Below are 18,827 nucleotides of genomic sequence, written 5' to 3' on the forward strand. Positions count from 1 at the left end.
CTCTGATACGGGCGCCGAGCAAATGTCGGAATCGAAAAGACCACTAGCAACTTTATGTATCTAGTGGATTTTTCGAATTTGACGTTTGAAACAGCATCTCATTCAGTCGGGATTCAAACGTCAAATTCAATCCACTAGGATATTTCGAACGCGCCTTGGAGGAGACATGACAGCAGGTCTTTCCTGGATCACGCTTCTGGCTTTTGCCATGTCGGTGGGCTTCTGCCTGTTTTTTCGCGGGCTGGCGCGCGAGTGGTATCTCGTGGACATCCCGGATGCGCGCAAGAAGCACGAGGGTTCGGTGCCCCTGTGCGGTGGCATCGCCATCTTTCTTTCGTTTGCGGTCGCCGCCTGCTTCGCCCTTGGCGCGCCTGGACACGACAATGCGGTGGCGCTGCTGCCGGGGCTGGCCGTGATCCTCGCAGTGGGCGTGATGGACGACCGCTTCAACCTGCCGGTCATGCCGCGCCTTGCGATCCAGCTTCTGGCCGCGCTCCTGATCATTGGCCTGAGCGGCATCCACCACCTCTATCTCGGCCTTGCATCCGGCCTGCCCGATGCAGCGACGCAGTTGCCGGAAACCATGTCCGGTGCCCTGACCGAAACACTGGCTGAAACATGGGCTGAAACGATCAGGGAACCACTTTTCCTGTTGCTGTCGCTCGCCTTCGTGGTCGGGCTGGTCAATGCCGTCAATATGAGCGACGGCGTGGACGGTCTCGCCGGTTCGTCCAGCGCCGCCGCCTTCTTCTGGCTGGCGGTGATCGGCTTCGGTGTGGGAGAACACCGCCTCGGCATCCAGTCGCTGGCGCTTTCCGCAGCCTGCCTCGGCTTCCTCGTCTTCAACATGCGCCATCGCTGGCGCGGCACGGCAAGTCTCTTCCTCGGCGATGGCGGCAGCACGCTTCTGGGCGCGGCGCTTGCCGGGATCGTCCTCAATCTCGCAAGCGGAGCCGATGCCATCGCCTTTCCGGTTCTGCTATGGGTCGTTATCGTTCCCGTCATCGACACGCTGAGCCTCATCGTGCGCCGTCTGGCTCAGCGCAGAAGCCCGTTCTCGCCGGACCGCCAGCACCTGCATCACCTGCTGATGGATGCGGGACTGAACTGCGGGCAAACCGCCGTTCTCGTAATGGCGTTCAACTTTATAGCGGGCGCGATCGCATGGGCCGCGGTGCGGTTCGGCCTGCCGACATGGGCCATGCTGTCGGCGCTTCTCGTTCCGGCTGCGGCGCACATGCTGTTCGTCTATCGCATGACGAGGGGCGCGCGCCCAGTCGCCACCGCGCCGAAGGCCGACACCGCACAGGCCGGCAAACCGAAAATCACGCTTCCGGGAGCCACGTCATGAGCGTTTCCGTCCTCATCATGACCTTGAACGAGGAAATCAACCTGCCCGCCTGCCTCGCCTCGCTGGACTGGTGCGACGACATTGTCGTTCTCGATTCCTTCAGCACCGACCGCACGGTGGAAATCGCACGGGCCGCAGGCGCGCGGGTATTCCAGAGGGCCTATGACACGGAAGACCGCCAGCGCATGTATGGTCTCTCCGAAATCCGGTTCAGGCATGGCTGGGTCTATACGCCGGATGCCGACGAGATCACGCCACCGGACCTGCGCGACGAGATGCTGGCCATCGCCGCCGATCCGTCGCGGCCCGAGGTCTTTTTCAAGGCCCGCTACAAGAATATGTTCATGGGGCGCTGGATTCGCCATGCGAGCCTTTATCCGACCTGGATAACCCGCCTCGTGCGGCCCGACCGCGTCCGCTTCGAACGCTCCGTGCACTCGCGCGCAAGCGGCGGACCGGAAGGAGCCTTGCAGGCGCATTTCATCCATTACAGCTTCAACAAGGGCCTTGAGGCCTGGTATGACAAGCACAACCGCTATTCCTCCGCCGAGGCGAACCTGTCGGCGGCGAGGCTTCCCGAACGCAGGATCGACTGGCCGGGCATCCTGTCGGCGGCGCCCGAGCGGCGGCGGCGCGCGCTGAAGTCCCTCTCCTACCACATGCCCTTCCGTCCGGCCCTGCGGTTTTTCTATATGTATGTGCTGCGCGGCGGGTTTCTCGACGGCAAGCCCGGCTATCTCTACTGCCGCCTGCTTGCCGCCTACGAATTCATGATCGTCGTCAAGATGGAAGAGCAGCGCCAGCGCCTGGCGGCGGCGGAAAAATCCCCGGCGGATCATGCGCCCGAAACGGAAGCGCGGGAACGGCGCATGGTATGATGCTCCTGATTTTCGTGCCATGCGCCCTGCTCGTCGGGCTTGCCGCCATGTTCTTCTCCGAACCCGTCCTCACCCTTGCGGACGACGGCAGCAAGGCCGATGTGATCGTCGTGCCGGGCGGGGACGGCCCGCCCCGGGCGGCGCAGGCCGCCCGCCTCTGGAAAGAGGGTCGCTCGCCGCTCATCCTCGTCACCGGCGACGGTGACTGCCTCTTCAACAAAAGGATCATGGTGCGCGACGGGGTGAAGCCCTCCGCCATTTTCGTGGAATGCCGCTCCGGCAGCACGTGGCAGAATGCGCTTTTTTCCGCGCCCATGATGCAGCAAATGCAGGCGCGGAGCGCCCTCGTCGTCACCAACTGGTATCATTCGCGCCGGGCCATCGCGAGCTTTCGCACCGCCTGCCCGCAGATGCATTTCGTCTCCTCCCCGATCGGCGGCAGCGGAAAGCCGGGCTTCCCGGCGACGCCTGCCGATATGGAACTGGTCGCCAGGGAATATGTGAAACTCGGCTGGTATCTCGTTTCCGGCCGCATCTATCCGCCGGAACTGTTCGGTGAAAGCGTCGTCGCGTCCCCCCTGTCGGGCGCTGCGGAAACCTGCGGGGAGAGCGACCGATGAACGCCTCGCTCGCCTGGATTTTCGCCGGTGTGGTCTTCCTGTTCCTGCTGCACGGCCTCCTGTTCCGCCCCGAGCGGATGTACCAGTTTCCGTTTCTGGCGGGCGTGATCACATTCGGCTTTCTGCTGCCGCAGATACCGGCCCTCGTTCACGATCCCTTCCTGCCGTCCGACGCCTTTGCCAAGACGATGGTCATGGGCACCCTGTCGCTCGCCATGCTGGCGCTCGGCTGGCGCATGGCAAGCCGCCCCATCGGTTTTCTCACCATGAGCTTCAGCGAGCGGCGGCTGCGATGGGCGGCGGCGGGACTGTCGGCTTTCGGCGCAATATTCTATTTTCTCCTGAGCCGCCTGCCCGGCGACGTGTCCATCGGCACGCAGATGAGCGGCATGCCGGTGGTCTACCTGTTCTTCGCCCAGCTCATGCCCTACGGGCTTGCGATTGCCGCGCTCTGCTTCGCGCGCAGGCCGTCATGGTTCGTGCTCGCCATCATATGTTTCGATCTCGTCTTCTATCTCGACCGTATCCTCGTGACCGGAAAGCGGGCGGAAGCGATCCAGCTTTTCCTGATATTCCTGCTGGCCTTCTGGTTCTACCGGCGCATCGTCGTGCCGCGCGCCGTCATGGCCTTCGGCATTCTGGCCGGAACGTTTCTGATGACCAGCATGGGCGATTACCGGCAGGTGACGCGCACCGATGCCAGCTTCGAACTCGACCAGATCATGGAGATCGACTACGCCGAAAATTTCCGCGCCACGCTGGAACGCGGCGGGCCTGAAATGCGTAATGCCGTGCAGCGCATCGATGAAATCGACCGGCGGCTCGAATTCGACTACGGCAAATATCACTGGAACCGCATCGTCTTCACCTTCGTCCCCGCGCAGATCGTCGGCGGCAATGTGAAGGAAGCGCTGCGCCTCGACATTCCGATGCCCGGCCGCGACTACAATCCACTGACCGGGACGACCGAAACCGGCCTCGTCGATGCATTCGCCTCGTTCTGGTATTTCGGGGCGCTGAAATTCATGCTTCTCGCCTGGGCGATGCGGCGGCTCTGGGAAACCGCCATGGCCGGTGAAATGCTGGGGCAGCTCGTCTACATGCTTTCCATCGTCCCGGCCATGCACGCCATTTCCCACCAGACCGACTGGGTGGTGCCAGTATGGATTCACATGGCGCTATTCCTCATTCCCGTCCTGTCGTTCTGCGTCATCCGCAACCGTTCCATCCATCTGCCGGTAACGCCGCCGCACCGTCCTGCAACCGGCATTCAGGAAAGGTGGTCCACATGACTTCAACCCCGAACCACGTCGCCCCGCCGGCAGGCAATAGCAACGGCAACGGCCGCGCCTCGCGCTGCCGGTCGCCCATCGCGGGCACGAAGAGCGCATCGCGACCGCTCGAAGGCGAAGCCACCTTCACCTTCGGCCACCGCCTGCAACGCCTTTGCTGGCAGATCGCCTGGCTTGCGCTTGCCGCCTGGACGCCGTCTTTCCTGTGGCGCTGGCGGGGAACCGTATTGCGCGCATTCGGCGCCAAGCTGCACCGCACCGCGATTGTGCGCGCCAGCGCCCGCATCTGGTGGCCGGGTCATCTCACCATGGGCGCGCATTCCTCGCTCGGTCCCCGCGCCACCTGCTACAATGTCGCCCCGGTGACGCTCGCGCCCTTCGCAATCGTCTCGCAGGGCGCACATCTGTGCACGGCGGGACACGACATCGACAGGCCCGACTTCCCGCTGACCGCCGCCCCCATCGCCATCGGCCCGCATGGCTGGGTGGCGGCAGAAGCCTTTGTCGGGCCGGGTGTGACGGTCGGCGAAGGTGCGGTTCTGGGTGCGCGCGCGGTCGGCTTCCGCGATCTTGCCCCGTGGACGGTCTATGCGGGCAATCCGGCGGAGGCCGTGCGCGAAAGACGAAAATCCGTGTGAGCGTCATAGGCGCCGATGGTCTGCGCAGCGATGCGCGGCCAGGTGTAGTTTTCCCGCACCAGCCTGCTCCCGGCCTCTCCCATGCGCGCCGCGCGCGCCGGGTCGGCAAGCAGTTCCGCCAATCCATTCGCGACGGATTCCGGCTCCAGCGCCGAGACGATGCCCGCACCGGCCCCGGCAACTTCGGGAAAATGGCAGGCGGTGGTGATCACGACCGGCACACCGCAGGCAAGCGCCTCGGTAATGGCGACGCTGAACCCTTCCTGACGGCTCGGCAGGCAGAAACATGCCGCCCGCTTCAGCGCCGCGATCTTCTCCGTTCCGTAAAGACCGCCGACCATATGGACGCGGCCTGCAAGACCGCTGGCTTCTATTTGTTCGCAAAACGCCTGTTCCGCCCCGCCATCCGGTCCCGCCACCACCAGATCCACGCCGGGAAAGCGCTCTGCGATCCGGCGAAAGGCATCGGCCAGAATATCGAGTCCCTTTTTATAATGCAGCCGCGACAGAAACAGCACATAGGGTCGGTCCGGCAGGCCGGAAACGGCCCCGCCGCCGCCCTCCACCTCGTCGAGGAAAATGCCGTTCGGGATGATGACCGTCGGCGGCTTCAGGCCAAGCGGCTGCATCAGCGCGATCTCGTCGCCGTTCAGCGCGTGAATGAAGGCCGCGCCATCGAGCATTCGGCGAAAGCCGAACAGGAGCGCGAGTTTCTTTTTCACGGCGCTCTGCCGCATACTCCACACATCCAGCATACCGCAGCAGCACACGCAGTAAGGCACCCGGTAGCGGCGGCAAAGCATCGAGGCGCGCAGCAGACTGGTTTCCCAAACGCCGTGCAGATGGACAAAATCCGCCGCGCGGATCAGCCTGTCCATGGCGTGGGCGGCGGCCTGCCCGAACAATGTTTCGCGCAGATCGGGCATGGGCAGAAGCAACGTGCGCACCTCGTCGAAACCGGGGATGGAAGCGGTGGCGATGGCGGCGCGCGCGCCCACCTCGGCATCGCTGTAGCTGACGATGGTCACCGCATGGCCAAGCGAAGCCTGTGCCGCCGCCAGCCGCACCACCACGGCCTGCGGCCCGCCCTTGGCCGGATCGTAGGAACCGATGACATGGACGATATTCATGCTGCCCGCTCCATCCGTTTGGTTTTGCCGCATTTCCGGCAAACCGTTTCATATTTTTGCTGGAAATGCCCGATGTCGCGACAGCGCGGCCATCAGCCGCTCGCCATAGCGCGAAACGGTGAATTCGCTTGCCCTTTCGCGCGCGCTTTCGCTCATCCGGGCAAGCATTGCCGGATTTCCGGCAAGCTGGCGCAGGATTTCAGCGGTTTCGCGCACATCGCGAACGGGAACGATATAGCCGTCCAGACCATGCCGGACGACGCTGCCGGTATTTTCCGTGCAGATGACCGGAAGCCCGGCGGCGAGCGCTTCATAGACCGCCGTCGCGGACCCCTCGCAGAGCGAGGGCAGCAGAAACACGTCCGCCCATTCGAACTGCGTCCGCATTTCGCTGCGCGGGATAGGTCCGGTCAGTTCCACGCTCGCGGCAAGTTTCGTCCGCGCTTGCGGCAGGATATCGACCGGGCCGACCATGCGGAAATGCGCCTTGTCTTCCAGCGCCCGCGCCACGGCGCCGACATAGGGCGACCCCTTGCGCAAGCCGACCGCGCCGACCGTCAGAACGCGCAGCCGCCCCGGCAGGCGCGGACACGGGTCGAGCAGGAAACGGTCGTCAACGCCATAGGGCACCACCACCAGCTTTTCCGGCGCGCAGCCGGCCTCCACCGCGTGATGCGCCACGAACTCCGAAGGGCAAACCACGACATCGGCAATGCGCCATTCGGCCCGCTCGCGACCGGCAAAGGCCGGGGCGTGAACATCGTCGGCGACCGGCTGCTGCCAGCCCGGATTTAGCGCCTCTTCTTCACGGGCGAGCCTGTCCACGACGGTGCGCGGAGCGATCATCTGCTCCACCGCCGTCCATAGCCCCCGCCCCTTGGCAGCCGTCAGCATTTCCAGCGCTTCGCCGCTGAAGGCATAGACGCCGCTTGCGCCGTGGAAACCGCTATCGGCAACCAGTTTTCCAAACGTTTCTCCGGCCCATATGGCGTTGGCGGTGGATTTCGGCCCGGTCTGGTTCGCAAGCCTTCTCATGGCCGAATGCAGGCCGAACCCCGGAAAGGTCGTCATGCGTTCCCGCGGTATCCCTTGCGGCGCGCGCCCGACCAGCCGGCGCACCGAAGCGGGCAGCGCGGCGGGCGGCAGGCCGTTCAACAGGCGCGGCCAGCCCTGAAGCGCGCATATGTCGGTATAGAAATGCGCGAGCCTTTCGCGGCTGGCGAAGATGCGCGGCACCGCATAATGCATCCGCGCGCCCAACTGGCTGACCACCACGGAACCGTCCATCACATTTCCCTCGGACGAAAACGGCGGTCCAGAACCGGCATTGTCGGGGGGATCGCCTCTTCCTCCAGCCTGCCGATGGCCGATTGCCACATGGCGGTTCCGTATTCGCGCGAATAGGCGGTTTCCATCAGATAGCGCGCATTGTGGCCCATCGTGGTGCGGCTCACCCGCGAATGCCTCAGATGCAGGATGGCCATCACCAGCGCATCGACCTCGCCGGGACGCAGCGCGATGCCGCATTCGAAATCGCGCACGATGGCGCCGATCTCGCCCTCGGTATCGCCGATGAAGATCGTCGGGCGCGCCGCCGCCAGAACGCCGTAAAACTTGCTCGGTACGATGCAATGTTCCAGTTCCGGCTTCAGCGAGACCAGATGGACATTGGCCGCGCAAAGGCTCTCGGACAGTTTTTCGACCGGCTGGAACGGCTTCATGACGACATTGCTCAGCCCGCGCCGCTTCACCTCGCTTTCGACATATCCGCGCTGCTGGCCCTCGCCCACCATGAGAAAAACGATGCTTTTCATATGCTTGAGGCGCTCGGCTGCATCGAGAACCGTTGCAAATTCATGCGCGCGACCGAAATTGCCGGAATAGCCGACGACGAATTTATGTCCCAGACCCCAGGCCCGGCGCAGCGGATTGCGCGCCGGTTCGACGGGCATGATCTCGTTGCGGTCGGCCCAGTGATGCACCACGCTCAGGCTTTCCGCCGGAATGTCCCGGCTCGCCAGATAGCGCGCCATGCGATCTATCGGGCAGATCGTCAGCGCCGAACGGCGCATCGACCAGTCGCGCAGGGCAATCGTCAGCTTGCCGGAAAAGGCATCCGGGCTGACGAGGCCGAGTTCCATCGCGGTTTCGGGGAAGAGATCCATCACCCAGTTGACCATTCTGGCCCCGCGAAAGCGGATCGGCAGCGCAGCGGAAACCGAAAGCAGCGGCGGATCGGTGCAGATCACGCAGATATCGTCCTTGCGGGCATTGGCCGCAAACCATGCCGCCGCCGACAGGTGGAAGGTGGCATAATCGACCGCGCGCCCGACAAGCCTGCTTCGCCCGAAACCGGAGGTGCGGATGCGGTGCACCTCGATGCCGTCCACCGTTTCGCGCGCAGGCAGGGCCTCGTTGCGGCGGTCATGATAGGAGCGGCTCGCCAGCACCACGGTCTCGATGCCTTCGCGGACAAGCGTCCGGGCAAGGCTCGTCACCATCCGGCTCGTCGCCGACTGGTCAGGATGGAAATATCGATTGGCAAGCACCACGCGCATGGTCCGCATCCCGTATTGATCCGCTCGCGGTCAGGATCGCAACAGGGCGCGCGATACCGCAAGAAACCCAAAGGCATGGGACGCCCCCACAGCGGTCGAACACCCTACCTCTTTCGGCGAAACCGGACATGCCGACCGCGCCCCGAGGCTCATCCGAACAGGGATGCTTCGCGCCGCGATTGCCGTTTTGGAGCCGTTCTGCCCGCGCGTGAAATCGCTAACATGGTCTCAACGAAACTCTCGTCGGAGGGAAGACCTTGCAGGAAAAAACGGCTCTCATCGTCGGCGTGACCGGACAGGACGGCGCTTATCTGAGCGAACTTCTGCTCAACAAGGGCTATCGCGTGCACGGGCTGAAACGGCGTTCCTCCTCGTTCAACACGGCCCGTATCGACCATCTCTATCAGGACCCGCACGAGGAGAATGTCCGCTTCCGTCTCCATTTCGGCGACCTGACGGATGCCACCAATCTGTGCCGCGTCATTCAGGAAGTGCGCCCGGACGAAATCTACAACCTCGGCGCCCAGAGCCATGTGCAGGTGAGTTTTGAAACCCCGGAATATACCGCCAATGCCGACGCGCTCGGCACGTTGCGGCTTCTGGAGGCCCTGCGCATTCTGGGCCTGGGAAAAACCTGCCGCTTCTATCAGGCCTCGACATCCGAACTGTTCGGCAACAGTTCGCCGCACGCCCAGAACGAGCATACCCCCTTTGCGCCGCGTAGCCCCTATGCGACGGCGAAGCTCTATGCCTACTGGACGACGGTCAATTATCGCGACGCCTATGGCTTTCACGCCTCGAACGGCATCCTGTTCAACCATGAAAGCCCGCTGCGCGGCGAGACATTCGTGACGCGCAAGATCACGCGCGCGGTCGCCGCCATCGAACGCGGATTGCAGGACAGGCTGCGGCTCGGCAATCTCGATTCCCGCCGCGACTGGGGCCATGCCCGCGACTATGTGGAGGGCATGTGGCGCATCCTGCAGGAAGACACGCCCGACGATTACGTTCTCGCGACCGGCGAGACGCATACGGTGCGCGAATTCGTCGAACATGCCTTCAGGGCCGTCGACCGGGAGATCGAATGGTGCGGCGACGGTGCAGGGGAGACGGGCATCGACCGCAAGACCGGCAATTGCCTGATCGAGATCGATCCGCGTTATTTCCGTCCGAACGAGGTCGATTTCCTGCTCGGCGACGCCTCCAAGGCAAAGGCCCGCCTCGGCTGGCAGCACAGGACCGGCTTTGAAAGCCTCGTCGCGGAAATGATGGACTGGGACCTGCGCAACATCATGCGGGAGGCCGGGCGCAATGACTTCTACGGCTGAAACGGGACCGGAGCGGATCTATTCGCTCGAAGGCAAGAAAGTCTTCATCGCCGGGCATGGCGGCATGGTCGGATCGGCGATCCTGCGCCGGCTCAGGCGCGAGAATTGCGATATCATTACCGCCGCTCGCAGCGCGCTCGACCTGACCCGACAGGGACCGACCGAGAACTTCATCACCGGCCGCAAGCCGGATGTCATCATCGTCGCCGCCGCCCGCGTCGGCGGCATTCTCGCCAATGCGCAGTCCCCGGCCGACTTTCTCTACGACAATCTCGCCATCGGCATGAATATCATCCACGCCGCGCATCAGGCGGGCGTGGAGCGCCTGCTCTGGCTCGGCTCGAGCTGCATCTATCCGCGCGACGCGGCGCAGCCGCTTGCCGAACAAAGCCTCCTGACCGGACCGCTGGAAGCGACCAACGAAGCCTATGCGATCGCCAAGATCGCCGGGCTGAAATATGCCGAAGCCTGCGCGCGCCAGCATGGCGACCGCTTCATCACCGCCATGCCGACCAATCTCTACGGGCCGAACGACAATTTCGACCCCGACACCTCGCATGTCTTGCCGGCCCTGATGCGGCGCATCCATGAAGCGAAGACCGGAGGGGCGGATAAGGTCACGCTGTGGGGAAGCGGCACGCCGCTGCGCGAATTCCTGCATGTGGACGACCTTGCCGATGCCTGCCTGCACCTCCTGCAATTCCATGACGGCATCGAGCCGGTCAATATAGGCTCCGGCGAGGAAATCCCGATCCGTGAACTGGCGCTGACCATCGCCCGCATCGTCGGTTATGAAGGCCGCTTCGAGCACGATCTCGACAAGCCGGACGGCACGCCGCGCAAGCTTCTCGACACCTCGCGGATGCGCGCGCTCGGCTGGCGGCCCCGCATCGCTCTCGAAGACGGACTGCGTGCCGTCTATCGCGACTGGCTGGAAAGAACCGCCGATCCCGTCGCGGCATGAAGGCAAACGGAAACAGCTTCGGTCAGGATGGCGAAGCGCCGATCCTGCTCATGTCCAGCTCCACGCGCAATATGTCGCCCGGCAGGATTTCGCTGCGCTCGCTGGCGGCGATTTCCTGAAACGTGCCGTCAACACTGCGACTGATGGTGAAAATCAGCTTCCTGCGCATGTCGGACGAGGAAATATTGCCTGATGACCTGGCGATTTCCGCCATGGTCTGAAGCTGGGCGGCGCTGCGGCGCTCCATGCGGGCGACATTGAGATCCACTTCCTGAAGGCTGGTCGCCGCCTCGCTGCGCCGCGTCTCTTCGAGACCGGCGATGCGCTGCTGCACGGCAAGCTGGTTCTGCCTGGCGCGGGCGAGAAAGGAAGCAAGCTCCAGTGCCGCGCGACGGGTCGCCGAAAGGTCGCGCTCCATGTCGCGCAGGCTCGATCGTGCCGCCAGCCCCTTCTCGACCAGCGATTTGCTGGAATCGACATTCTCCTGCAAAAGCCCGATTTCCGCATCATGCAGCCTGATGCTCTGCTGCAAGGTCCGGATTTCGTCCGCATAGCTCTGGGCCTGCGCTTCCAGCCCCTGTCTTTCGGCGGCAAGATTGTTGCGGCGGACGTCGAACAGCGTCTTTTCACCATCGAGCATATGCCCGGTCAGCGCCGCCGTCTCCTTGTCGGCGGGCGACTTCGCGGCGAGGTCGTAGCTGAAATCGGTTCCGTTAAGCTCGGCTTCGAGCCGTGCGCGCCGTATCGACATCGCAACGAGCTGCATTTGCAGGTCTGCATATTCCTGCTGGACCGAGATAAGCTGCATACCCGCCGTGACGGCGGGCGCTTCGCCCTTCCCCGCCCCGCCGCCAAGCACCATCAATTGAAGCGCCACCATGCCGGGGCGGAACTCGTACTTGCCCGGCAGCTTGACGTCGCCGACCACGTAAACCGGCGCATACTGGCTGATTGTCGCCGTGACCGTCAGGCCGGGAATATGCTGCGACAGGGCATTGGCGATCCTTTCGCCGATTTCGGGCGTACTGAGACCGCTGACGGAAATATTGCCGACCACCGGATAGCCGATATTGCCGTCCACATCGACGGGATAAAGTCCCGTCAGCGAGGGCTGGCCGTAAACCGTCACCTGAAGCACGTCGTTTGCGCCGACCTTATAGAGCTGTCCGGCAGCAAATGCGCCGCCGATACCGCTTCCCATGAGAATGAGGCCGGAAACCGCCATTCGCAGCCACACAAGACGCGTTTTGGAACAGGCTCTTATTGTCATGCCATCCCCCTCAAACCTGTTCCCGCGCCCTGTCCGCCGGCTCCTTGCGGCGCAACGCAAATGCCGTGCGGAAAAACCGCCCGACCCGCCCCAACCCGTCGCGCAACGCCTCCGCCGGTCCCGTTATCCATGTGCGATAGGACGATGAAAGCTGGTTCACCACGGCAAGCGCCGGTTTCCTGCCGAAAGACGCCATGGTCTGGATCAGCGCATTGGTGGCGCCGGGGTCCTGCTGGTCGGCCTGCACGACGAGAAGCGCCGTATCGGTCGCGCGCGCCAGAAGCACGGAGCGCTTGTCTTCCCGCACCGGCGGCAAGTCCACGAGAATGATCTTGTGATCGGCGCGAAGCTGCGCGATCAGTTCCGCCAGCCAGTCGCCTTCACGCCGCGACCGGCCGGGCGTGATGATATCGATGCCAGAACCGTGGTCGTGCACCAGCGTCGCGCCGGTCAGCTGGCGCCCGGCGGGTGGAATGTCCGGCTCGTTATACGGCACGCCGAAGGCCTCCGACAGGCTCGACCGGCGGGCAAGCTTGCCTGTTTCCTGCTCCGGCACGCCAAAGCCGCTATTCGTCGCATCGATAACCGCAACCGTCACGCCAGTCGCCGCGAATTGCTGGGCAAGCGCGGTGATGAGCAGGGTCTTGCCCTCACCGTCGGTCAGGGAAATGACCGAAAGCGCCAGTGAATCGCGCCCGCGCGCCAGCATCCGCAGGCGATCGTGCACCGATCTGACGGCACGTCCGAAGGCGCTCGCGGGGTCGAGGCCGCGTGTCACGAGCTGCGGCACGGTCAGCCGCGGAGAGACCGGAAGCAGGGTCGCCGCCGGAAGGCCCGGCAGCACCAGCGAAGCCGTCTGCGCCGGACGTATCTTGTCGAAGGTCTCTTTCAGCATGGTGCCCGCGAACGCCACGAGGCCGCCAAGCCCGAACCCCAGCAGCAGCCAGTTTGCGAGCCGGGGGCTGGCCTTGGCCATGGCCGGTTCGGCGCTGGAAATCATCTGCGCTTCCGGCGCGGCGATGCCGTCCTGCTCGATAAGCTGTTTGTAGCGGGTCAGATAGCTTTCATAGACGGTGCGGCTGGCATTCGCCTCGCGGTCCAGTTGCCCCGCCTTCACCTGTGCCTGATTGGCATTGGCGAGATCGACTTCAGCGACCCGCAATGCGTCCTCAAGACCGGCCCGCCGCTGGCGCGCGATCTGGATTTCATTGCCCAGGCTTTCGACGATCTCGCCGACCTGCGCCGAAATCTGCTGTCTCAGTGCCTCCCTCTCCGCCGTCAGAATGGGAATTTCAGCGCTTTTCAGCGCACCGTTGGAGCGTAGCTCGTCAAGCTGGCGCGCCACGCGCGCCTCCTCGTTGCGCAAATTCTGGATGGTGGGTGAAGCCAGAACTTCCGACAGGGCCGGCGCCCCGTTGCCGCGCTTCAGTTCTTCCGCCGTGCGCAGCCGCGCCTCGGCAAGCGAAACCGCGCCGGTTGCCGCCACGATCTCATTGTTCAGCGCGGCCACGCGCTGCGCCTGAAAGCTGATCTGCCCCTGCTCGCCCGCCAGACGCGATTTCTGGCGGAATTCCTCTGCCGCCCGCTCCGCGCCCTCAAGGTCGCTGCGAAGCGTGACCAGCTTGTCGCCCAGCCATTCGCTCACGCGCCGCGCCGCCGACTGCTGCACATCGATCTGATGCTCCAGATAAGCCGCCGCAAACGCATTGGCCACCTTCGCCGCATAGGCCGGATCGGGCGCGCGATAGGAAATGAAGATCGTGTAGGAGCGCCCGTCATTCGTAACGCGCAGGCGCGACAGGAGAAGGTCGATCTGCTGGCGTTCGCGCGCTGCCGGATCGACAGCGCGCGCGCCCTTCGGCTCCGGCGGCGCCGCCGCGGCGGACGACAGCACGGTGCGGGAATGCAAGGCCGTCGGCACGGCGATATTGTCCGCTTTCAGAATGTCGATGACCTTGCGCGCCATCATGCGCGAACTGATGATATCGAGCTCCGATCGCAGGACGGGACTGTCCTGCGGCAGCGGCGTTATAGCGCTTTCGCTCGGCAGGGCCTGAAGACGCCGCATATCCAGCACCAGAACGGATTCGGAAACATAGCTCACCGGCGAAACGAGATAGCCCGCAAAGCCGATGCCGATACCCGCGAGCACCGGTATGGCCAGCAGCATCTTTCTGCGCCTTGCCATGTCGAGCAGGTCGGCCACCGGCTGCCGCCCGCCTGCTGTCGAAACATCGGAGATGATCACGGAAACTCTCCTCTACGGACGATTTCGTCCGCCTGCAAACCGCTGCATTTTTTGCCGGAAGGCCCTGGTCTCATCGAAGCGGGACTGGAAGTCAGTCCAGCGGACTGATTTTCCCGCGTAGGCGGCCCCCACATCGGGGAACATGCTTTATTGCAGATCGGAAAATGACGTTTCCGAGGGAAAAAGCTCGTTGATGATGCAGGCCACTTCCGTCCGGTTGGAAGCCTTCAGCTTCTTCATGATGTTGCGAATGTGAACCTTCACCGTGCTTTCGCGCAGTTTCAGTTCATAGGCGATGATCTTGTTCGCCTTGCCGCGCCGCAGCGCGTTGACGACCTCGGCCTGACGCTGGGTAAACATGCCGCCAAGCGGCTGGAGCCTGTGGGAATTGGGGTCGGTCGCATGACGCAGCGCAAGCACGCTGCTGGCCGGAACGAAGGTCCCTCCCGCCATGGCGAGGCGCAGGGCTTCCACACAGACATTCACATTGACCGAAGTCGGGATATATCCCTTCACGCCGTGATCGAGCGCCTTGAGGACCTGCGAGATTTCCTCCTTGTCGGCAAGGAGGATGACCGGCGCCGGGGCGCAGTCGTTGACGATGCGATTGAGATAATTGCCCACCGCCGGGTCGGAAACCTTCTGCCCGCCAATGTTGAACAGCACCGCGCCAGCCGTGCGGCCCCGCCGCTGGTGCTGCCATTGTTCGAAAGAGCTGAACGTGGCGATGGACATATCGATACTGTGGTTGTTCAGTCCATGGGCCAGACATTCCCTGTCCAGCGCCCGGTTGTCGATGATGACCAGAAGAGGTTGTGCATTCTCGCCCCCATCCTCAGGTTTAATTGAAGCATCTTTCGGCGTATCAAGCCGGCTGCTTTTTATTTCATTGGCCGTGCTGCCAAACTGCGGAGAAATGTTCATTTTTTCGCCCTCTAATTCTACTTATGCGCAATACTCCATTAGCTGCACACCACGTTTAATGGACGCGCGCACGTTGCCTTCTCCAGAACTTCATGAGATGTATTTCCGCCCGCGGAAACTTGCTTATTTTTGTTCTTGTTTTCAGCAAAAGATTGCCCGAAATTTCCAGGAGTGTCATTAACCTGGATTAAGGGGCCGGGCCAAATATGGTTTAGTAGAAGATGATATATATACCCAATTAGTGGTAGAAATTACTCTCTTGTCAAAACGGGAAGGCTGGCCGACACTCTTTCTTTTCGGGATGTGCGCTAAATGTTCAGGCTTTCGAGGAAAACGAGGCCGGCCCCGGGGTGGTTGGCGGACCGCTTTAGAACTCATTTTCCTTCGCCGGACGGAGCCGCGGGGAGGCCCAATGGTGGGAAGTGCCGAAGACGCAAGGACGCTACGCCATTTTCTCGAAAACCCGCCGATCGGTGCGGTCTTCGACGATGCCGATCTCGGAGTCCTCGACGCGTTGCCCGCATCCTCGAAAACCTATGCTCCCCACACGATCGTCACCAGCCAGGGCTACTGGGCCAACACCGTCCATATCATAAAGAGCGGCTGGGGCTGCATTTATCGGGATCTGCCCGACGGAGACCGCCAGATTCTCGACTTCCCCATGAAGGGCGATTTTCTGGGTTTCCGCACCGGGTTGGGCTTCAATTACTATACGCTGATTTCCGTCACCGAACTGTCGGTCCTCGAAATCTCGCTCGATCATCTGACGGAAAGCCTCATCAAATCGCCTCGCCTTGCCGTGACATTCATGGAACTCATGGCGCGGCAGCGGGCCATTCTCATCGAACATCTCATCAGCATCGGACGGCGCAGCGCCTTTGTGCGCATCGCGCACCTGCTGCTCGAACTCGGTCATCGCGCGCGAACCAGCGGGACCGGCGACGAAAACAGTTTCTTCTGCCCGCTGACCCAGACCGAACTCGCCGATGCGCTCGGCCTCACGCCGATCCATATCAACCGGATGCTGCGCGAATTGCGCGAGGAATCGCTGCTCGTCTTCCGCAATAACGAAGTCGAGTTCCTGAACCGCCCGGCCCTCGTTCACCTCGCGAGTTTCGACGAACATTACCTGACGATGGAAATCTTTCCGCGTGTCCGTATAACCCCTTGAAATATATACGATTTTCGTTGACGCTACCGAAAAAGACGGTACAAAGTATATCGAAAATATATTCTGATATTTGAAGTAATTTTTCTCTAAATCCAAGGAAACAGGAATATTGATCAATTAATCCACAAGCTTTCTCTATTACATCTATACGGGACTTCTTTCTGTCGTAATGATCGTTAATCTGGGCGAGCGCACCGCTTCGGTGGAATCAGGCGCGGGCCTCGGTATGATTATGCTATAACCACACATACCGAGGCTTTCCCGCCCTGCTTGCAGAACTGATCTGCTTGCCTTTATTCCGCCACTATTTCGCCGCCCGCTTCACAAAACAGCCACATATTTGCCACAACATTTGGCCCTGTAAACGCGCCAAATACACCCGCGAACGCAGTTTTTGCGCGAAAAAGGTGCCGAAACCGCATTTGCCTTAATTTGAAAACCGCCCCAAAGCATGTCTCCCGAAAGTGGGATAAAGACATGCATCAAACAAAAACTTTAAGCGTCGGAATCGAAAAACAGCAGGCCGTGGCGAGAATGGTGTTTTTGCGAGTCCCGGAGCAAGGCGTACTTCCGGGTACGCAAGGGCCTGTGCGAGGCACTCTTTTAGAGACCGAGAGGCTGAATCGAAAAGCGGCAGACCGCAACCACGCATTTGCAGCCACCACAACACATGACGGCTTTCGGAACAGGCACTCAGGACAGGTCGAGATGCGCCTTGAGCGGCATGTCGTCGTGAACCGGAACGGTCTGCCTTTCGATCATGCGATGGACGATCGGCGGCTCGCTTCCCTTGTGCAAGGCCAACAGCCTTTCGGAGACTTCCGCATCCGCCTGGGTGCGCCGCTGGTTATGGCGGACATATTCGACCCAGGTCGGGACGTGATAGCTTTCCGTCCATGTTTCGGGATTTTCCAGATCGCGCAGCAGCACCCATTGCCGCGCGCCGTCGCGGATGCGGATGCGCCGCCTGTGCGCCATGGCCGCCAGGAAGGCGGGAACATCCTCCTGCACAATCCTGTAATCGACCATGATCATGATCGGGCCGCTGCGCGACCGCAGGTCGAGCCGAAGCTGCGGTTCGCTGAACCGGTTGAGCGGATCGAGATTGAGGGATTCGAATTCAGGCTGCGGAAACAGAAGACCGATCAGCGCACCGAACATCAGCACGACAGCCGCCGCCAGCAGCGCCGAGGGTACGCCATATTCGTCCGCCGCGGCACCCCAGAGCCAGCTTCCCGCCGCCATGCCGCCGAAGGTCGCGGTCTGGTAGAGCGCCAGCGCGCGGCCCACAACCCAGCGCGGCGTGGAAAGCTGCACCGTCACATTGAACAGCGACAGCGCCAGCACCCATGACACACCGGCGGGCAACAGGAAAATGCAGCTCAGCCACATCTCGCGGCTGACCGACAGCAGCGCGCAACTGGCGGCAAAGGCGATGAAAGCGCCGCGCACAAGCCATTCATTGCCCAGAATTTCACGCAAACGGGCGCTGAGCAGCGCCCCGCCAATGGCCCCAAGCCCGAAAAAGCCCAGCATGATACCGTAGGTCAGCGCGGTTCCATGAACCAGATCGCGCGCGACGAGCGGCAGCAGCGCCAGCACGACGATTGCCGAAAGGCCGAACAGAAAGCCACGGAACATGACTTTCACCAGATTGGGCGACATGGCGACATAGCGCAGCCCCGCCAGCATGGCCGGTCCCAGCGCTTCGCGCGGCAGGGTGGATTTCACCGTGTCCGGTTTCCATCGCCACAGCGCAAGAATAAGAGGACAATAGCTGAACGCATTGAAAATGAAGGCAAAAGCAGCTCCCGCCGCCGCAACGATAATACCGCCGATGGCCGGGCCGATGCTGCGCATGAGATTAAAGCTCATGCTGTTGAGCGCCACGGCGGCCGGAAGATCGGTGCGGGGCACGATGTCCCCCATCGAGGCCTGCCATGACGGGTTGTGCAACGCACCGCCGCAACCGATGAGGAAGGTGAAACCGAGCAGCATCCACGGCGTCAGAACGCCGAGATAGGCAAAAGTGGCCAGCGCGACCGAAATGAACAGAAGCAGCACCTGCGCCGTCAGCATGATGCGGCGGCGGTCGAAATTGTCGGCAAGCGCACCGGCGGCAACCGAAAAGATCATCACAGGCAGGGTCGTCGAAGCCTGAACCAGCGCAACCATGTCATCGGAATTGGCGATGGTCGCCATCATCCAGCCGGCGCCGACCGTCTGCACCAGACCGCCGAGGTTGGAAGCAAGCGTGGCTGACCAGAGCGCCCGAAAGGTTTTGTATTGAAAGGGCGCGAGGGGGGAAACTTTCTGCGGCACAGGACGACCTCCCGTTCCATCTGCCTGAGTGCCTGAATCAAAAATCGGCAGGCCGTGGCGATTTTGGAGCAGACACTGATACAGCGGATACGTGAATCTCCGCTTAAGTACAAGCCGTTAAAACCAAAACTGC

15 protein-coding genes are annotated in these 18,827 nt (G+C 62.3%); 8 read left to right on the forward strand and 7 right to left on the reverse strand.

Annotated elements, in window-relative coordinates:
- The first annotated feature begins 166 nt into the window (after positions 1-166).
- From FHS76_RS13370 to FHS76_RS13390, 5 genes are read left to right on the forward strand one after another with little or no spacing between them, the layout of a single operon-like run.
- Entirely contained in the window at positions 167-1,351 is a 1,185-nt protein-coding gene (locus tag FHS76_RS13370; protein WP_183653362.1) for an MraY family glycosyltransferase, read from the forward strand.
- Positions 1,348-2,229 carry a glycosyltransferase family 2 protein gene (locus FHS76_RS13375; RefSeq protein ID WP_183653365.1) on the forward strand — a complete coding sequence of 294 codons (882 nt, stop codon included), beginning with the start codon at positions 1,348-1,350 and terminating at the stop codon, positions 2,227-2,229. Before FHS76_RS13370 ends, FHS76_RS13375 begins: the two co-directional genes overlap by 4 nt.
- Positions 2,229-2,849 carry a YdcF family protein gene (locus FHS76_RS13380; protein WP_374828627.1) on the forward strand — a complete coding sequence of 207 codons (621 nt, stop codon included), beginning with the start codon at positions 2,229-2,231 and terminating at the stop codon, positions 2,847-2,849. Before FHS76_RS13375 ends, FHS76_RS13380 begins: the two co-directional genes overlap by 1 nt.
- Positions 2,846-4,141 (forward strand): O-antigen polymerase, encoded by a 1,296-nt coding sequence (locus FHS76_RS13385; RefSeq protein WP_183653372.1) that lies wholly within the window; start codon positions 2,846-2,848, stop codon positions 4,139-4,141. Before FHS76_RS13380 ends, FHS76_RS13385 begins: the two co-directional genes overlap by 4 nt.
- Entirely contained in the window at positions 4,138-4,779 is a 642-nt protein-coding gene (locus tag FHS76_RS13390) for a putative colanic acid biosynthesis acetyltransferase (protein ID WP_235992663.1), read from the forward strand. Before FHS76_RS13385 ends, FHS76_RS13390 begins: the two co-directional genes overlap by 4 nt.
- Here FHS76_RS13390 and FHS76_RS13395 read toward each other — a convergent pair.
- Genes FHS76_RS13395 through FHS76_RS13405 form a run of 3 tightly spaced genes read right to left on the reverse strand, consistent with a single transcriptional unit; the run spans position 4,728 to position 8,467 of the window.
- Positions 4,728-5,909, reverse strand: a complete 1,182-nt coding sequence (locus tag FHS76_RS13395; protein ID WP_183653375.1) for a glycosyltransferase — start codon at positions 5,907-5,909, stop codon at positions 4,728-4,730. The genes FHS76_RS13390 and FHS76_RS13395 overlap by 52 nt on opposite strands.
- Before the next feature lie 48 nt (positions 5,910-5,957).
- The gene (locus FHS76_RS13400) at positions 5,958-7,196 is read right to left on the reverse strand and encodes a glycosyltransferase family 4 protein (protein WP_183653378.1); all 1,239 of its coding nucleotides are present in this window, start codon (positions 7,194-7,196) and stop codon (positions 5,958-5,960) included.
- Positions 7,196-8,467, reverse strand: a complete 1,272-nt coding sequence (locus FHS76_RS13405) for a glycosyltransferase family 4 protein (RefSeq protein WP_183653485.1) — start codon at positions 8,465-8,467, stop codon at positions 7,196-7,198. Before FHS76_RS13405 ends, FHS76_RS13400 begins: the two co-directional genes overlap by 1 nt.
- A gap of 257 nt (positions 8,468-8,724) precedes the next feature.
- On the opposite strand from FHS76_RS13405, the gene gmd reads away from it, so the two are divergent.
- Together gmd and FHS76_RS13415 are read left to right on the forward strand one after the other, a co-directional pair.
- Complete coding sequence (gene gmd, locus FHS76_RS13410) at positions 8,725-9,795, forward strand: GDP-mannose 4,6-dehydratase (RefSeq protein WP_183653380.1); 1,071 nt, start codon at positions 8,725-8,727, stop codon at positions 9,793-9,795.
- Complete coding sequence (locus tag FHS76_RS13415; RefSeq protein WP_183653383.1) at positions 9,779-10,759, forward strand: GDP-L-fucose synthase family protein; 981 nt, start codon at positions 9,779-9,781, stop codon at positions 10,757-10,759. The genes gmd and FHS76_RS13415 overlap by 17 nt, the downstream gene beginning before the upstream one ends.
- Positions 10,760-10,781: 22 nt before the next feature.
- Here the strand turns inward: FHS76_RS13415 and FHS76_RS13420 are convergent, their stop codons facing one another.
- The 3 genes from FHS76_RS13420 to FHS76_RS13430 all read right to left on the reverse strand — a co-directional run bounded on the left by FHS76_RS13420 (position 10,782) and on the right by FHS76_RS13430 (position 15,201).
- Positions 10,782-11,984, reverse strand: coding sequence for a polysaccharide biosynthesis/export family protein (locus tag FHS76_RS13420; RefSeq protein ID WP_374828625.1), 1,203 nt, complete (start codon positions 11,982-11,984; stop codon positions 10,782-10,784).
- A gap of 55 nt (positions 11,985-12,039) precedes the next feature.
- Positions 12,040-14,277, reverse strand: coding sequence for a GumC family protein (locus tag FHS76_RS13425; RefSeq protein WP_183653389.1), 2,238 nt, complete (start codon positions 14,275-14,277; stop codon positions 12,040-12,042).
- Between the two features lie 147 nt (positions 14,278-14,424).
- Complete coding sequence (locus tag FHS76_RS13430) at positions 14,425-15,201, reverse strand: response regulator transcription factor (RefSeq protein WP_183653393.1); 777 nt, start codon at positions 15,199-15,201, stop codon at positions 14,425-14,427.
- 412 nt (positions 15,202-15,613) lie between these two features.
- On the opposite strand from FHS76_RS13430, the gene FHS76_RS13435 reads away from it, so the two are divergent.
- On the forward strand, positions 15,614-16,372 hold the full coding sequence (locus tag FHS76_RS13435; protein ID WP_183653395.1) for a Crp/Fnr family transcriptional regulator: 759 nt from the start codon (positions 15,614-15,616) through the stop codon (positions 16,370-16,372).
- A 693-nt stretch (positions 16,373-17,065) separates the two neighbouring features.
- Here the strand turns inward: FHS76_RS13435 and FHS76_RS13440 are convergent.
- Positions 17,066-18,694: an MFS transporter gene (locus FHS76_RS13440; RefSeq protein ID WP_183653398.1), complete on the reverse strand. Its 1,629-nt coding sequence runs from the start codon at positions 18,692-18,694 to the stop codon at positions 17,066-17,068.
- Positions 18,695-18,827: the final 133 nt, after the last annotated feature.

It is taken from the genome of Brucella daejeonensis (assembly GCF_014199265.1).
GTDB lineage: Bacteria > Pseudomonadota > Alphaproteobacteria > Rhizobiales > Rhizobiaceae > Brucella > Brucella daejeonensis.

What these genes read in the sequence shown, in the direction of transcription:
- FHS76_RS13370 (WP_183653362.1), top strand. Translation starts at nt 167, where the DNA reads ATGACAGCAGGTCTTTCCTGGATCACGCTTCTGGCTTTTGCCATGTCG.
- FHS76_RS13375 (WP_183653365.1), top strand. Translation starts at nt 1,348, where the DNA reads ATGAGCGTTTCCGTCCTCATCATGACCTTGAACGAGGAAATCAACCTG.
- FHS76_RS13380 (WP_374828627.1), top strand. Translation starts at nt 2,229, where the DNA reads ATGCTCCTGATTTTCGTGCCATGCGCCCTGCTCGTCGGGCTTGCCGCC.
- FHS76_RS13385 (WP_183653372.1), top strand. Translation starts at nt 2,846, where the DNA reads ATGAACGCCTCGCTCGCCTGGATTTTCGCCGGTGTGGTCTTCCTGTTC.
- FHS76_RS13390 (WP_235992663.1), top strand. Translation starts at nt 4,138, where the DNA reads ATGACTTCAACCCCGAACCACGTCGCCCCGCCGGCAGGCAATAGCAAC.
- FHS76_RS13395 (WP_183653375.1), bottom strand. Translation starts at nt 5,909, where the DNA reads ATGAATATCGTCCATGTCATCGGTTCCTACGATCCGGCCAAGGGCGGG.
- FHS76_RS13400 (WP_183653378.1), bottom strand. Translation starts at nt 7,196, where the DNA reads ATGGACGGTTCCGTGGTGGTCAGCCAGTTGGGCGCGCGGATGCATTAT.
- FHS76_RS13405 (WP_183653485.1), bottom strand. Translation starts at nt 8,467, where the DNA reads ATGCGCGTGGTGCTTGCCAATCGATATTTCCATCCTGACCAGTCGGCG.
- FHS76_RS13415 (WP_183653383.1), top strand. Translation starts at nt 9,779, where the DNA reads ATGACTTCTACGGCTGAAACGGGACCGGAGCGGATCTATTCGCTCGAA.
- FHS76_RS13420 (WP_374828625.1), bottom strand. Translation starts at nt 11,984, where the DNA reads ATGGCGGTTTCCGGCCTCATTCTCATGGGAAGCGGTATCGGCGGCGCA.
- FHS76_RS13430 (WP_183653393.1), bottom strand. Translation starts at nt 15,201, where the DNA reads ATGAACATTTCTCCGCAGTTTGGCAGCACGGCCAATGAAATAAAAAGC.
- FHS76_RS13435 (WP_183653395.1), top strand. Translation starts at nt 15,614, where the DNA reads ATGGTGGGAAGTGCCGAAGACGCAAGGACGCTACGCCATTTTCTCGAA.